Genomic DNA, 14,712 nt, shown 5'->3' on the forward strand with positions numbered 1-14,712 from the left:
GCTCATGCGGCCGGAACTCAGGCGGCGCGCCGCCTTGCGGGCGCATGCGAGGGCGATTTGGCTGCGGTTTTCTTGCGCGCCGGGGTTTTGGTGGACGCCTTGGTCGTGGCTGCCGCCTTGGCTTTGGGTCCGTCGCCGCCGCCTTTACGCAGGCTGCGCTGCAGCAATTCCGTCAGATCGATGATCTTGGCGCTGGAGCGGCCTTCGGTCTCTTCTTCCTCCGGCTGCACCACATTCTCCAACTTGCCTGCTTTGGCCTTGCGCTTGACCAGCGCCATGATGTCGTCCTTGAAGGAGTCGGTGAACTGATCGGGCTTCCACTTGCCGGTCATGTCGTCCACCAGCTGTTTGGCCATGGCGAGTTCCTTGTCGGTCAGGCCGGCGGCCTTGGCGCCTATGGGCGGCAGATTGAGCTCTTCCAGCGACCGTATGTCTGCACCCCAGCGCAACAGGTTCAATATCAAGGCAGGCCCCGAGGGCACCAGCACGGCCAGGTGCTGCTTGGTCTGGATGATGACGCGGGCGATGCCCACGCGCTGCGTCTTCAGCAGGGTGTCGCGCAGCAGTGCGTAGACTTTTTGCCCTTTGTTGATGGGGGCGATGTAGTAGGGCCGCTCCAGGTAAACGAAAGGAATCTCCGTGTTGGGCACAAAGCTTTCGATTTCAATGGTCTGGGTGGTCTTGGGGTAGGCGGACTTGATCTCTTCTTCCGACAGCACGATGTACTGGCCGTCTTCGTATTCGACGCCCTTGACGATGTTTTCCCGGGTGATCTCTTTGCCCGTGCGCTTGTTGACGCGCTTGTAACCCACAGGGTCCATGCTGCGCTTGTCCAGCCAGTCGAAGTCAATGCCGCTTTCCGAGGTGGCCGAATGCAGCGCTACGGGGATGTGAACCAGGCCGAAACTGATGGCCCCTTTCCATAAAACGCGCGATGCCATGGTGTGAGTCTTTCTGCTGATGATTGCGGGCTGGCCTGAGGGAGGATGCAGGCCACAACGATCAGTCCAGTCTCCGGCCCGCGTGCACGCGCGCGTGTCGGTGTGCGTTGGGGTACGGGCGTCGTCCGGAACCGACTGTTCGCATGGGGTTTGTCCTACGGGTTTGATCTGCGTGCAGCACGCACAATCGGCTGCAACTTTTCAAGGAGCCGACCCATGCTTTCACGCCGCGCCGCCACCCGAGTTTCCCTTGCCGCGATGACCGTAGCCGCTGCCGCCATCACGGGCTGCGGCGTGATGAACAAGCAATCCAGCCTGGTCGCATTCACCACGCAGCTTCGCGGCGCCAATGAGGTGCCCGCCAATGCCAGCACCGGTAGCGGCTCGGTCGATGCCGTTTTCGATACCAGTACCAACCTGCTGCGCTGGAAGGTCAACTACACCCGTCTGACCGGCCCGGCGACTGCGGGACACTTCCATGGTCCGGCCGCCATCGGCGCCAACGCCGGTGTTGCTTTGGGGTGGGCCAGCCCCCTCCGCACCCCCATGGACGGCAGCGCCACACTGACGGCCGCCCAGGCCGCCGACCTGATGGCGGGCCGCTGGTATGCCAACATCCACACAGCTGCTTATCCCGCAGGGGAAGTGCGCGGCCAGATGACGATGGTGCGTAACTAGGGCCTCCCGAAGAGGCCCCTCGGGCCCGTCTTGATAAATGGTTGCGGGCGCAACCGGATCGGTTTATAGTTGCGGACGCAACCATAAACTTACCCGGTCGCTACATGATCAAGCTCGACAGAACCCTGACCTACCGCCTGCACCTTCTGCACAAGCTGACGGACATTGAAAGCCAGCGTGCTTATGTGGCGGACGCGCGCCTGTCGATGAGTGATGCCCGTTGCCTCACGGCCGTGGGCACCTTCGCGCCGCTGTCGGTGAACGACCTCGCGCAAAAAGCCAATCTGAACAAAGGCCAGGCCAGCCGTGCGGCCCAGTCGCTGGTCGATCAGGGCCTGGTCGTCAAGGCCGCAAGCCCGACGGATGGGCGCGGCGTGGTGCTGACACTCACCCCCAAAGGCAAAAAGGCATGGCAGCGCACCATGGAAGTGGTGGGGCAGCGCAACCAGGATATTTTTGGCGTGCTGAGCGCGGCCGAGCGCACGCAGCTCAGTGATTTTTTCGACAGGCTGATCGAGAAGGCCAAGGCCGGCGGTGGTGAGCCCGGCGATGCTGAAGAATGATGGCGTCGATTCGTTGAACTGAACATTGCAGATTCCCGGGGGAAACATCCATGAGCACCAACACCTTGCATTACCAGTCCGGCTTCGGCAATGAATTTGCCAGCGAGGCCGTTGCCGGCGCGCTGCCGCAAGGGCGCAACAGCCCGCAGCGCGCGCCGCACGATTTGTACACCGAGCTGATTTCCGGCACCGCTTTCACCGCGCCCCGCGCCGAGAACCGCCGCACCTGGATGTACCGCCGCCAGCCTTCTGTGATGACAGGTGGCTACAAGCCGTATGAACAGCCGCAGTGGACGACCGGCGCGGCGGGTGGCTGCGCCGTGCCGCCCGATCCCTTGCGCTGGAATCCATTCGCCATTCCCCCCGAGCCGCTGGATTTTGTGGACGGCATTCGCACTGTGGCCGCCAACGGCGACGCCGAAGCGCAGACGGGCATGGCCGCGCAGGTGTATGTCGCCAATCGTTCCATGTTGCAACGCGCGCTGGTCAATGCCGACGGCGAGATGCTGCTGGTGCCGCAGCAGGGCCGGCTGGTGGTCACGACCGAGCTCGGCATCCTGGATGTCACTCCCGGGGAAATCGCCGTGGTGCCGCGTGGCATGGCCTTCAGCGTGGGCCTGCCCGACGGCGCATCGCGCGGCTACGTCTGCGAAAACTACGGCGCGCACTTTCGCCTGCCGGAACTCGGTCCGATCGGCTCCAACGGCCTGGCCAATGCGCGTGACTTCCTGGCGCCTACGGCGGCGTTCGACAGCGCGCCTGCGCCCAAGGGCGGCTTTGAGATCGTCAAGAAATTCGGCGGCCGCCTGTGGTCGGCCAGGCGAGCGGCCAGCCCCTTCAATGTGGTGGCCTGGCACGGCAACCTGGTGCCTTACAAGTACGACACGGCCCATTTCATGACCATCGGCTCCATCAGCTATGACCATCCGGACCCATCCATCTTCACCGTGCTGACCTCGCCCTCGGACACAGCGGGCACGGCCAACTGCGACTTCGTGATCTTTCCGCCACGCTGGCTGGTGGCCGAGAACACCTTCCGCCCGCCCTGGTACCACCGCAACCTCATGAGCGAATTCATGGGCCTGGTCTATGGCCAGTACGACGCCAAGCCCGAAGGCTTCAAGCCCGGCGGCGCGTCGCTGCACAACTGCATGGTGCCGCACGGCCCGGACACCGAAGCCTTCGAGAAAGCCAGCACGGCCGCACTGGCGCCGCACAAGCTGGACAACACGCTGGCCTTCATGTTTGAAAGCCGCTACCGCTTCATCCCGACGGCCTATGCGCTGGAGGGTGGGGCGCTGGATGCCGGCTACAGCAGTTGCTGGGCCGGGCTCAAAGACCAGTTCAAGGGCTGACGCGCATGAACCAGTCACTCAACGCCACCCACGACCTTGGGCTGCGCAGCTGGGTCGCATCTGCGAATGACGCGGGAACAGACTTTCCCATCCAGAATCTGCCGTTTGGCACCTACAGCCAGGGGCCGCAGGGCGCGCGCAAGATCGGCGTGGCCATTGGCGACCAGGTGCTGGATGTTCGGGCGGCCGGGCTGCTCGATACCGGTGATATGAACGGGTTGATGGCACAAAGCCTGGCGACAACGAGCGCGCTGAGAGCGGCGATCTCGCGAGGCCTCGCAGAGGGCAGCTCAAAGCAGGCTGAGTGGAAGAACTTTTTGTCCCCCCAGGATTCGGTGACCCTGCACCTGCCTTGCCGCATCGGCGACTACACCGACTTTTACACCGGCATCCACCACGCCACCACCGTCGGCAAGCTGTTTCGGCCCGATGCGCCGCTGCTGCCCAATTACAAGTGGGTTCCCATCGGCTACCACGGCCGCGCGTCGTCCATCGGCGTGAGCGGCCAGGCCTTTCCCCGCCCGCTGGGCCAGACCAAAGGCCCGGACGACGCGGCGCCCGCGTTGCGTCCCACCCAGCGACTCGACTACGAACTGGAACTCGGCGTACTGGTGGGGCAGGGCAACGCGCTGGGCGAGCCCATCGCCATGGCTCAGGCTGAAGCACATGCCTTTGGCATGGTGCTGCTTAACGACTGGTCGGCGCGTGACGTGCAGGCCTGGGAATACCAGCCGCTCGGCCCGTTCCTGTCCAAAAACTTCGCCAGCACCCTCTCGCCGTGGGTCGTCACGATGGAGGCACTGGCGCCGTTTCGCGCACCGTTCGTACGGCCCGAAGGCGACCCGCAGCCCTTGCCGTACCTGGACTCGGAAGGCAACCGCCGCCTGGGCGGTATGGATGTGGCGCTGGAAGTGTGGATAGAGACCGAGGCCATGCGGGAAGCCGGCCGGGGCCCCGAGCGCCTGTCGCAGTCGAACTTTCGCGACGCCTACTGGACGGTGGCACAGCTGCTCACGCACCATACCGTCAACGGCTGCAACCTGCAGCCCGGTGATTTGCTGGGCTCGGGCACGCTGTCAGGCCCGGCGCCGGAACAGGCCGGCTCGTTGCTGGAGCTGAGCATGGGCGGCAAGAATGCGTTGACCCTGGCCAATGGCGAAAAGCGCATCTTCCTGCAGGACGGCGACGCCGTCATCCTGCGTGCAAGCTGCGTGCGCGAAGGCTTCCGCCGCATTGGTTTTGGCGAATGCCGTGGGCAGGTGCTGCCGGCCAGGCGGCCGCAGTGAAGCCTGAAGGAGAGTGATTCGCTATTAATTTAATAGCAACTTGCGCCCGATGTATAAGGGCTACAGGCTCTTTTCATAGGTAAAAACACGGTTTTGGGGCCGTGAGGCGGGTTTCAATGCGCAAAGGCGGCCTTGAATCACTTTTAGCTCCCGTTTCAGCCCGGCTTCTGCCTCGCCCCTTGGCAAGACTTTCCAATGGGCTGCTGCTGCTGCTGATACTTCGACCGGCAACGAAGCATCACGCCAGCCATCTGGGCAAAAATGACGCCCATGCATCCCGAACACGTCCTTGCGGCGCCCAGCCACCCTAACCCCTATCCTTATTACGCCGCGCTGGTGGCCGGCCCACCGCTGGTGTTTGACGCACCACGCAAGCTCTGGGTCGCGACCAGTGCGGCCGCGGTCAATGCCGTGCTGGGCAACCCGGCATGCCGTGTGAGGCCGGCGGCTGAGCCCGTGCCGCAGGCCATCGTCGGGTCGGCGGCGGGTGAGGTGTTCGGCCACCTGGTTCGCATGAACGACGGCCTCCGGCACGACGCACCCAAACTGGCCTTGCAGCGTTTCCTGGCCGCGCTGGATCTGGACCGTGTTGGCGAGCACACCGGGTTGATTGCGGCGAAGGCCATGGGTGGCGAACCCCTGCGCGGAGCGGCGTTGTCGCAGTGGGTTTTTGATGTGCCGGTGATGGCAGTCGCTGATGCCCTGGGTTTTGCGGAGGCCGAACTGCCGCTTGTTGCAGGCTGGACGCGCGACTTTGTGGCGTGCCTGTCTCCGCTCAGCACGCCGGAGCAGTTAGCTGCGGCGGGTGATGCTGCAGCGGCCTTGCTGGCAAGGTTCTCGGCGCTGGTGCAGGCGGACGCAAGCCCGGAGAGCGCCGTCGCCCGTGTCCGGCTGGAAGCGCAGAAGGCGGGTTGGAATGACGCCGCAGCGTTGCTCGCCAACCTGGTCGGCCTGCTGTCGCAGACCTGCGAGGCGACTGCCGGACTTGTCGGGAACAGCCTGGTGGCCCTGGCCACGCAGCCGGGCCTGGCCGAAACCGTGGGGCAGGATCCGGGCAAGCTGCTTCAGATGGTGAACGAGGTCAGCCGCCACGACCCGTCCATCCACAACACGCGCCGTTTTGTGGCAGAGGCAACGGAGGTGGCGGGGGTTTCCCTGAAGGCGGGCGATGCCATCCTGGTGGTTCTGGCGGCCGCCGGCCGTGACCCTTTGTGCAACCCGGAGCCCGACCGGTTTTTGCTGGACCGCGCGAGCCGTGAGGTGCCCGGCTTCGGCAGGGGCGCGCACCAGTGCCCCGGTCAGTCGCTGGCCTGCACCGTCGCAGCCGCAGCCATCCAGTCCTTGCTGGATTCAGGCAAGCTGCAGCTATCGACACTGGGCAGCTGGCACTACCGGCCTTCCATGAACGCCCGCATCCCGTTTTTTCTGATGGATACCGCGACTGAAAGCTCCACATGATCGCCATCATTTTTGAAGTGCAGCCCGCTGAAGGCAACATGCAGACCTATCTCAATATTGCTGCTGCGCTCAAGCCGCAGCTCGAGCAAATAGACGGCTTTATTTCCGTCGAACGTTTTCAAAGCCTGAGCAACCCGGGCAAGCTGCTATCGCTCTCATTCTTCAGGGACGAAGCCGCCGTGATGGAATGGCGCCGTCTGGAATCCCACCGCAAGGCGCAAAGCCGCGGGCGCGGTGGCGTGTTTGAAAACTACCGCCTGCGTGTGGCCCATGTGCTGCGTGACTACGGGCTGAACGAACGGGACGAGGCGCCGGCGGACAGCCGCGAGCAGCACGGCTAGGCGCTGCGGGGCCTGGCGCGCTTCCAGCGGGGCGGCCACCACCACCAGCTCAGCAACACCAGCAGGCCGAATCCGGTATAAGCCACCATGAACACCCACGCCGGCGCGTTGAAGAAGATCAGCCGCGACAGCCAGTGCTCAATGAAGGAGCCGCCATAACTGGCTTGCCCGGCCAGCTGCCTCAGGGCCTGTTCCCAAATGGTGAGCGGGCAGATCTCGCCCAGCCAGCTTTGCGCCACCACAAAGCCGATCAGCGCCAGATGCGTGAGCCTGACCCACGGCGCGCGAACCCAGACCCAACCGCACCAGCCGCCGGCCATGAACAGTAGTTGGCCGAGCACGGCAAAGGCGACGATAGCGACGTGCAACACCAGGATCGAGTCTGCTAGCAGGGCAGCGGTGAAAGGGCTCATGGGTGTGTGAGGAGTCAGTAAAGCGTGTTTATTCGCGGCCGTTCGTGGCCACGCGGCCACTTTAAACGTGCCAATCGTGCATTGAGAGGTGTTTGTAGGGCTTAAATGCCGAATAAAGAGGCAAAACTCAGGGTAAACCTTACAATGGAGGGTTACCCCAAACCCTCCATGAACGCCCCCGTCGACGTCTCCTTCTTTGCGCGCGCCGCCAAGCCGCTCACCAGTTACCGCAAGTACTGGGCGGCCCGCTTTGGCACGGCCAAATTTTTGCCCACCAGCCGGGCCGAAATGGACGCGCTCGGCTGGGACAGCTGCGACATCATCATCGTCACGGGCGACGCCTATGTAGACCACCCGAGCTTCGGTATGGCCGTCATTGGCCGCATGCTGGAGGCGCAAGGCTTTCGCGTCGGCATCATCGCCCAGCCCGACTGGCAAAGCGCCGAACCCTTCCGCGTGCTGGGCAAGCCCAACCTGTTCTTCGGCGTGACCGCCGGCAACATGGACTCGATGATCAATCGTTACACGGCGGACCACAAGATCCGCAGTGATGACGCCTACACCCCCGGCGACATCGGCGGCAAACGCCCCGACCGCGCGGCGCTGGTGTATTCACAGCGCTGCCGCGAAGCCTACAAAGACGTGCCTATCATCCTGGGCGGCATTGAAGGTTCGCTGCGCCGCATCGCGCATTACGACTACTGGTCCGACAAAGTTCGCCGCAGCGTGGTGGTCGATGCGAAATGCGACCTGTTGCTGTACGGCAATGCCGAACGCGCGATAGTCGAGATCGCCCATCGCCTGGCGGCTAAAGAGCCGGTGGGCAGCATCACCGACGTTCGCGGCACCGCCTTTATCCGCCGCACTGGCGACGAAACCGCCAACGGCTGGTTTGAAATCGATTCCACCAGCGTGGATGCACCGGGCCGGGTCGAAGCGCATGTCAACCCATATCTGATGATTTCCGACCAGGCGCGGGAACAGGGCGCGACTTGCGCGCGGGAAGATGAAGCCGCTGAAGTGGCGGTTGAGGCGGAAGCAAAAGGCTCGCCTGTGCTCGCCAAGGCCGTCAAGCCCGCCGCCGCGGCCAACCCGGCCATCAAGCCGCTGACTTTCGTCGCCAACCCGAATCTGCCGTCCACAGTGCACACTGCGCAGGGCAAGATCAAGGTTCCCCCGCGCGACCGATCCGTGATCCGCCTGCCGTCTTACGAGCAGGTCAAGAGCGATGCGGTGCTGTATGCCCACGCCAACCGCGTGCTGCACCTTGAGACGAACCCCGGCAACGCACGCGCCCTGGTTCAGGCCCACGGCGAGGGTGCCACCGCGCGCGACGTGTGGATCACGCCACCGCCCATCCCGCTGACCACGGCCGAGATGGACTACGTCTTCGACCTGCCTTACGCGCGCTCACCGCACCCGCGCTATGCCGACGAAAACGGCAGCCATGACGGCGCCACCAAGATCCCGGCGTGGGAGATGATCCGCTTTAGCGTCAACATCATGCGCGGCTGCTTTGGCGGCTGCACTTTCTGCTCCATCACCGAGCATGAAGGCCGCATCATCCAGAGCCGCTCCGAAGACTCTGTCATCCGCGAGATCGAGGCGATCCGCGACACCGTCAAGGGTTTTACCGGCGCGATCTCCGACCTGGGTGGGCCAACCGCCAACATGTACCGTATCGGCTGCAAGTCGCCCGAGATCGAGGCCGCCTGCCGCAAGCCGAGCTGCGTGTACCCGGGCATCTGCTCCAACCTCAATACCGACCACAACCCGCTGATCAAAATGTACCGCCGCGCGCGGGCCTTGAAGGGCGTGAAGAAGATTCTCATCAGCTCCGGCCTGCGCTACGACCTGGCCGTGCAAAGCCCCGAGTACGTGAAAGAGCTTGTCAGCCATCACGTGGGTGGCTACCTCAAGATCGCGCCCGAGCACACCGAGCAGGGCCCGCTCACCAAGATGATGAAGCCCGGCATCGGCAGCTATGACAAGTTCAAGCAGATGTTCGACAAGTATTCGCTGGAAGCCGGCAAGAAGCAGTTCCTGATTCCGTACTTCATCGCCGCCCACCCGGGCACCAGCGACGAAGACATGATGAACCTGGCGATCTGGCTCAAGAAAAACGGCTTCAGGGCCGACCAGGTGCAGACGTTTTACCCGAGTCCGATGGCCACGGCCACGACGATGTACCACACCAACAAGAACCCGCTGCGCAAGATCACGCGCGACAGCGAGACGGTGGACATCGTGCGCGGCGAGCGCCGCCGCCGGCTGCACAAGGCCTTCTTGCGTTACCACGACCCCAACAACTGGCCGGTGCTGCGCGAGGCGCTCAAGGCCATGGGCCGCGCTGATTTGATCGGCAACGGCAAGCACCACCTGATCCCGACCTTCCAGCCGATGACCGACGGCAGCTACACCAGCGCGCGGCGCAAGAACTCGACCGGCACGGCCACCACAGTCAAGGCTTCGCCGGTGGTAAAGGGCCGATTGCTGACCCGTCACACCGGCCTGCCGCCGCTGGCGCAGGGCGCCGGTGGCAAGCCCGGTGGCCGCAAGGGCCGCTAGGCGCTGCCAGCGCAGGTATTTCGATGTAAAAAGGCTCCGATGGAGCCTTTTTTATGAATGAAATTGGCTTTGAGCCCAATGGGAACGTGCGCAAGCAGCTATTGAATTGATAGCAACTACGTGCACGTACCGGCAGCTTCGGTGTGCCCGGCTAAGCTTGACGGGTGCTCCATCTCAAAAATATCCCAACAATATTTCCCCCAACGTGAATCCTTTTGCCCGCATGACCCCTCCTTGCAGCGATGCCGCATTTTTGACGGCAGCCAAAGGAGATTTCATGTTCTATCGCAAAAATGTGGGGCCCAAAGAGCGTTGGGCGCGTGGTGTGTCCGGCGCCTTGATGGCCGTTTGCGGCCTGCTGGTGCTGGGTGTAACGCCGCCTGGTTTGCTCGCGGCCTGCGCCGGTGTGGTCACGGTGCTGACAGGGCTGTTGGGTTTTTGCCCGGCTTGCGCCATGGTGGGCCGCAAGCTGGAAAAGCCGGGCCCTTGGTGATGGCCATTGAAATAGCCCTTTTTGCCGCAGCGCAGGCCGGTGACCCGGCCGCGCTGGCCTCGCTGCTGCGGCAGCTGCAGCCCGATGCCCGCCGTTACGCCCGCTACCAGTGCCACCGCGGCTCCGCCATCGAAGACGTGGTGCAGGAGGCGCTCATCATCATCTACCGCCGCGTCGGCACCGTGCGTGACGCCGCAGCCCTGGGCGGCTGGATGTTCAAGATCATCGCGCGGCTGTGCATGATGCCGGCGCTTGCGCTGATGCGCGGCACCCAGGCGCTTACCGACTACGACAAGGACCAGTACTTCGCGCAGATGCCGCAGGACGAATTGCGTATCGACCTGGTCCGGGCACTGGAATCCTTGCCGCCGATGTACCGTGAGGTGGTGCTGTTGCGCGACATGGAGCAGCTCACCATCACCGAAATCGCGCAGCGCCTGCAGCTCACCCGCGAAGCCACCAAAAGCCGTATTCACCGGGCGCGTGCGATGGTGCGTGAATACCTGCGGCCGGATGGAGCTGCCCGAGGGAAGGCCGACGCATGAGGCCGCTTGACCGTCATGGTTCCTTGCGATCAGCAGGAGAGGGTAGTTACGGCCGCATGTGATGGGGTTCTCTGGCAAGATAAGTAGAGGCAAGCCGCCAGGCCTCAGACCTTCTACTGACCCTGGCTTCATTCACACCTTCTGGAGACACCATGGACATTGCCCGCAAAGCACTTGCTGCTTTCACCATGGCCGCTGTGCTGGCCTGTGCATGGCTGGCGCCGCTGGATGCGCCCGCCATGCGGCAGGTGGATGCCGGCCTGAAAAGGGCGCTGCTGAGTTTTGCCACGGCCAGGCTGCTCAACGGCGTGATTTCGGTGGCGCAGGGGACCGAAGCGTCGGTGCAGCCTTTTGGCGTGGGCGTCACGTTTGCGCCCGGGCAAATCCTGGATCCCGTCAACGACCTGGTGGAGCAGTTTTCGCATTTGATGCTGGCGGCCAGTGTTGCTTTCGGCGTTCAGAAAGCCTTGATCAGCATCGGCAGCTACTGGCCGGTATCGCTGGCGCTGAGTGCCACGGTGCTGGGCTGGTGGTGGTGTTACCTGCGCAGGCCGCAGGTGCCTTTGTGGCTGTCAAGGTTGCTGGTGATCCTGCTGATGCTGCGCTTTGCGGTTCCGGTGGTCACGCTGGGCACCGACATGCTGTGGCAAAAATTCCTCGCGGCCGACTATGCCGCCAGCCAGCAATTGATCGACAGCGCCACCGGCAAGGCCGGCCAGCTCAATTCGCCGGCCGCCGCAGCCCCCGACAACCGCGGCCTGGTGGACAGCCTGAAAGACTGGCTGGCAAAGAACGGTGACGTGACAAAACACTTCGAGAGCCTCAAGCGGGCGGCCGAGCAGGCCACCGAACACATCGTCCGGCTCATCGTGATCTTTGTGCTGCAGACGCTGGTGATCCCGCTGCTGCTGTTGTGGGCCCTGTACGGCTTCGTCAGGCAGGTGTTGCTGGGGCAGCGCTGGCAAAGGCTGCCGGCAGCCTCCATCCTGTATTGATGCGTAAAGGCGCCGGCGCATCTGGTTCGTGCATAAAATCGGCCGTTTGCCCAATAAAGACGAGCGCAAGCAGCTCCTGATTTGATAGCGAATGCAGTCTGATAGCCTGAAACTACAGCCAGACAGTCAGCGACTTTCTCAGCGGCGGCCAAAACAGCCAGGCCCAAACAAGCAGCGCGTGCAAGAAGACCATCAGCCAGTAGATATCCCGAAACGATTGCTTGCTCGACTTGTGCCGCAAGACCTGCTGTGCCAGCCATGCGCCGGGCCAGCCGCCCGCCAGCGCCAGGAGTTGCAACGTGTTTTCCGGTGTGCGCCACTGACCGGTCTGCGCCGCGCGTTTGTCCGCCCAGTACACCCAGAACGTCAGCAGGTTGAGCACAAACGACGCCGGCAATGTCCACCAGGGCAGCAGCGAGCGCCAGACAGCCCAAAGCATCAACCCGCCATAGGCCATGCTGATGAGCAGCATGAGCCCGAAACCGGGTCCTGCAGCCGAGGCGGCGGCTTGCTTTTGTGGGCGCCGCTGAGGGGTGTCCCTCTTTTCAGTGTGAGAGCGAGCCGGGCTGGAGGTGAGACCCCGTTCGGCACTCATTGCTTCGATCGCCATCGCACGTGGGCCTTTACCGCCGACGTGAATTTCTTCAAAGGTGACAACCGTCCCTTGGCGCGGCTGCATGCCGCCACGTACATCTCGCAGATGGAAAAAGACGTCTGCACCTGAGGTTTCGCCGCGGATGAATCCGAATCCGCGTGCCGCGTCCCAGCGTGCAATCGTTCCTTGCTTCCTCATGAATATATGGTTCGGTGCAAGTGCATTACCGTTCCAGCGTGTGTAGCGGAATATCTTTTTCCACGGCCAGCTTGTCCAGCTCCTTGCGCGTCTTGCCCAGAAGCCAGGCCTCAATAGCCGCGTGCGTGGCAGGCGCAAACATGGCCTTCATGCTGGAGGCCGTCACGCCGGCCGCTGCGCACAGGCTCGCGGCAAAGTGCGGCTCCAGCGCGGCGAGTGCTACGCGTCCGTCCTTGCAGCGGTACACGCGGTAGCCCGCATGCCCGCCGCCCACCGCAGCACCGGGCTGGGTCAGCCCCCAGGCGCGGGGCAGGGCCAGGTAAGCCGCCGCGCCGGAAAGGGCCACTTCAAGAAAGACACCTTTGCCTTTTGCCCGCTGGTGCATCACCGCCTGCAGTACGGCTGCGCTGGCCATCAATGAGCCGCCCATGTCGGCGTACAGCGTGGCAGGCAGGTCCACACCGGTGATCAGGTCGTTCTGCGCCAGATAGGTGAGGTCGTGGCCCGGCTCGTCAGCCCGTTCCCCCGGGCTGCCGACGATGGCGACCTGGCTCAGGTGCGGGTGCTGTTTGTGCAGTGCTTTCCATGTCAGTCCCAGCTTGGCCAGCGCGGCTGGCCTGAAGGAGGTGAGCAGCACATCGGTTTTGGCGAGTTCGCGGTGCAGCAGCGTCTGGCCGCGCTCGGTTTTCAGGTCGGCTGTGGCGATGCGCACACCCGCATGCAGGGTTGCATAGGCGGTGGGGTTATAGAGCTTCATCGGGTCACCCGATGCGCCGGCCGGAGCCCCCTCGGGCGGTGGCGGTTCCAGCTTCACGCAGCGGGCGCCCATTTCGCGGCAGCGCATCAGGGCGGCCGGGCCCGGCAGGTTGAGCGCCAGGCTCAGCACGCGCACGCCCTTGAGTGACTGCATTGGCTGGACCGCCTTGGCAGTGGAGGCTGTTTTGCGGATGGGGGCGGGTTTGGAGGGTGAGGGCGGCATGGAGGTCACTGTGAACGGGCAGGGGCCGCAAAGCGTCGGGCACCGGGCGGTTGTGGGGTCAATTTACCTCAAACCCCTGAGCGGCGGCGTCACAGGTGCCACTGCCGGATGGTTGGATGAGAAGGAAATTTCTGTTTAATGGCTATTAATTATTGTTTTACAGTAATTATTCTGAGACACTGAGGGCCTTTAAACAAGGCAAAGAGGTGCTCCCTTGAAAAATACGGCAACTCCCATGGCCCCCGCCGGGCCGGATGTTCAGGGTATTAGCAGCGTGCTGGCCTGGGCTTGTGCCTTGCTGGCGGTGGCATTGCCGCTGGCGGTGGCTTACCACCTGCTCAGTACGCCCGTTGAAAGCCTGCTGTTGCGCGCCGGGGTTGTGTTGTCGGCATCGCAGGCTGCGGCGCTTGACGTCACGCTGGCCCAGAAAAGCTTTGCTGCCTTGTTGGGCGTGCTGCCGGTGTGCTGCGCGTCGTACGGCCTGGTGTGTGCCATGCGCTGCTTCTCCGGCTTTTCGCAGGCCGAATATTTCAGTGTGCGCACTGTCAAATACCTGCGCGGTTTTGCCGCCGGCATTTTTGCGTCGGTGGTGGCCAGCGTGGTGTCGTCAACGCTGATCACCCTGGTGCTGACATCCGGCGCACCGGCCGGCCAGCGTGCACTGTCCCTGGGCATGGGCAGCAATGAACTGCTCACGCTGCTGTTTGCCGGCATGGTCTGGCAAATCGCCGCCGTGATGGCGCGGGCAGTGGCACTGGCCGAAGAGAACGCACAGTTCGTCTGACTCTTTCGCCGCCTACCGCTCACCGCTCACCGCTCACCGCTCACCGCATGCCCATCGTCGTCAAACTCGATGTGATGCTGTCTGAACGCAAGGCCAGGTCCAAAGACCTGGCCGCGTATGTCGGCATCACCGAAGCCAACCTGTCCTTGCTCAAACAGGGCAAGGTCAAGGGTGTGCGCTTTGACACGCTGATGCGTATTTGCGAATTCCTCGATTGTCAGCCGGGGGACCTGCTGGTTTCGCGGCCAGACGACACCACCTGATTCACTGTTCCGGAGCTTCCTCATGAAACGTCTTGCCATCGCCGCGGCCCTGGTCGCCCTGCTCAGCGCCTGCGCCGATATCAACTGGGAACAAACCGCCAAGGAGTCCGTTAAATCGGCTTGCCGGGGTGCGGGCAATTGCAGCATTCCCTGTGACCGCGCCAATCCGGCCACCTTCAATGACCCGCAATGCCTGACGGGCGGCAGGCGTCCGTCGCCATAATGGCTGTCATGAAATTCAAGCAAAAAATCTCTGC

17 protein-coding genes are annotated in these 14,712 nt (G+C 63.3%); 13 read left to right on the forward strand and 4 right to left on the reverse strand.

The genetic code is table 11. The features are described from left to right. Nucleotides 1–17 precede the first annotated feature (17 nt). On the reverse strand, nt 18–941 hold the full coding sequence (gene ku, locus AC1DY9_RS04895; protein WP_477665926.1) for a non-homologous end joining protein Ku: 924 nt from the start codon (nt 939–941) through the stop codon (nt 18–20). 216 nt (nt 942–1,157) lie between these two features. On the opposite strand from ku, the gene AC1DY9_RS04900 reads away from it, so the two are divergent. The 6 genes from AC1DY9_RS04900 (at nt 1,158) to AC1DY9_RS04925 (ending at nt 6,622) form a co-directional block, all read left to right on the forward strand. Then, complete coding sequence (locus tag AC1DY9_RS04900) at nt 1,158–1,619, forward strand: CHRD domain-containing protein (protein WP_477665927.1); 462 nt, start codon at nt 1,158–1,160, stop codon at nt 1,617–1,619. Nucleotides 1,620–1,723: 104 nt separating this feature from the next. Then, entirely contained in the window at nt 1,724–2,182 is a 459-nt protein-coding gene (locus AC1DY9_RS04905) for a MarR family winged helix-turn-helix transcriptional regulator (protein ID WP_457280717.1), read from the forward strand. A 50-nt stretch (nt 2,183–2,232) separates the two neighbouring features. Then, entirely contained in the window at nt 2,233–3,537 is a 1,305-nt protein-coding gene (hmgA, locus tag AC1DY9_RS04910) for a homogentisate 1,2-dioxygenase (RefSeq protein ID WP_477665928.1), read from the forward strand. A 5-nt stretch (nt 3,538–3,542) separates the two neighbouring features. Continuing rightward, a complete protein-coding gene (gene fahA, locus AC1DY9_RS04915; RefSeq protein WP_477665929.1) occupies nt 3,543–4,823 on the forward strand; it encodes a fumarylacetoacetase in 1,281 nt (426 codons plus the stop codon). Between the two features lie 270 nt (nt 4,824–5,093). Further along, entirely contained in the window at nt 5,094–6,281 is a 1,188-nt protein-coding gene (locus AC1DY9_RS04920) for a cytochrome P450 (RefSeq protein ID WP_477665930.1), read from the forward strand. Beyond that, nucleotides 6,278–6,622 carry an antibiotic biosynthesis monooxygenase family protein gene (locus AC1DY9_RS04925; protein WP_477665931.1) on the forward strand — a complete coding sequence of 115 codons (345 nt, stop codon included), beginning with the start codon at nt 6,278–6,280 and terminating at the stop codon, nt 6,620–6,622. Before AC1DY9_RS04920 ends, AC1DY9_RS04925 begins: the two co-directional genes overlap by 4 nt. On the opposite strand, the gene AC1DY9_RS04930 is transcribed toward AC1DY9_RS04925, so the two are convergent. Beyond that, entirely contained in the window at nt 6,619–7,035 is a 417-nt protein-coding gene (locus tag AC1DY9_RS04930) for a DUF2784 domain-containing protein (RefSeq protein WP_457280722.1), read from the reverse strand. The two genes, AC1DY9_RS04925 and AC1DY9_RS04930, sit on opposite strands and share 4 nt — an antisense overlap. Before the next feature lie 168 nt (nt 7,036–7,203). Between AC1DY9_RS04930 and AC1DY9_RS04935 the strand changes: the two genes are divergently transcribed. From AC1DY9_RS04935 to AC1DY9_RS04950, 4 genes are all read left to right on the forward strand, one after another. Next, nucleotides 7,204–9,603: a YgiQ family radical SAM protein gene (locus AC1DY9_RS04935; protein ID WP_477665932.1), complete on the forward strand. Its 2,400-nt coding sequence runs from the start codon at nt 7,204–7,206 to the stop codon at nt 9,601–9,603. A 277-nt stretch (nt 9,604–9,880) separates the two neighbouring features. Next, nucleotides 9,881–10,096 (forward strand): YgaP family membrane protein, encoded by a 216-nt coding sequence (locus AC1DY9_RS04940; protein ID WP_477665933.1) that lies wholly within the window; start codon nt 9,881–9,883, stop codon nt 10,094–10,096. After that, nucleotides 10,096–10,641 (forward strand): RNA polymerase sigma factor, encoded by a 546-nt coding sequence (locus tag AC1DY9_RS04945; RefSeq protein ID WP_477665934.1) that lies wholly within the window; start codon nt 10,096–10,098, stop codon nt 10,639–10,641. Before AC1DY9_RS04940 ends, AC1DY9_RS04945 begins: the two co-directional genes overlap by 1 nt. A gap of 152 nt (nt 10,642–10,793) precedes the next feature. After that, the gene (locus AC1DY9_RS04950; protein WP_457306986.1) at nt 10,794–11,636 is read left to right on the forward strand and encodes a hypothetical protein; all 843 of its coding nucleotides are present in this window, start codon (nt 10,794–10,796) and stop codon (nt 11,634–11,636) included. A 112-nt stretch (nt 11,637–11,748) separates the two neighbouring features. On the opposite strand, the gene AC1DY9_RS04955 is transcribed toward AC1DY9_RS04950, so the two are convergent. Both AC1DY9_RS04955 and AC1DY9_RS04960 read right to left on the reverse strand, forming a co-directional pair. After that, nucleotides 11,749–12,429: a DUF1294 domain-containing protein gene (locus tag AC1DY9_RS04955; RefSeq protein WP_477665935.1), complete on the reverse strand. Its 681-nt coding sequence runs from the start codon at nt 12,427–12,429 to the stop codon at nt 11,749–11,751. A 25-nt stretch (nt 12,430–12,454) separates the two neighbouring features. Continuing rightward, entirely contained in the window at nt 12,455–13,408 is a 954-nt protein-coding gene (locus AC1DY9_RS04960) for a CoA transferase (RefSeq protein ID WP_477665936.1), read from the reverse strand. 214 nt (nt 13,409–13,622) lie between these two features. Here AC1DY9_RS04960 and AC1DY9_RS04965 point away from each other — a divergent pair, with 214 nt between their 5' ends. From AC1DY9_RS04965 to AC1DY9_RS04975, 3 genes are read left to right on the forward strand one after another with little or no spacing between them, the layout of a single operon-like run. Further along, nucleotides 13,623–14,192 carry a DUF2975 domain-containing protein gene (locus AC1DY9_RS04965; RefSeq protein ID WP_477665937.1) on the forward strand — a complete coding sequence of 190 codons (570 nt, stop codon included), beginning with the start codon at nt 13,623–13,625 and terminating at the stop codon, nt 14,190–14,192. Nucleotides 14,193–14,239: 47 nt separating this feature from the next. Then, nucleotides 14,240–14,455, forward strand: a complete 216-nt coding sequence (locus tag AC1DY9_RS04970; protein WP_092127875.1) for a helix-turn-helix domain-containing protein — start codon at nt 14,240–14,242, stop codon at nt 14,453–14,455. Nucleotides 14,456–14,477: 22 nt separating this feature from the next. Next, nucleotides 14,478–14,678: a hypothetical protein gene (locus AC1DY9_RS04975; RefSeq protein WP_477665938.1), complete on the forward strand. Its 201-nt coding sequence runs from the start codon at nt 14,478–14,480 to the stop codon at nt 14,676–14,678. The last annotated feature ends 34 nt before the right edge of the window (nt 14,679–14,712 follow it).

The sequence above is a fragment of the Polaromonas sp. P1_F6 genome (assembly GCF_056405695.1).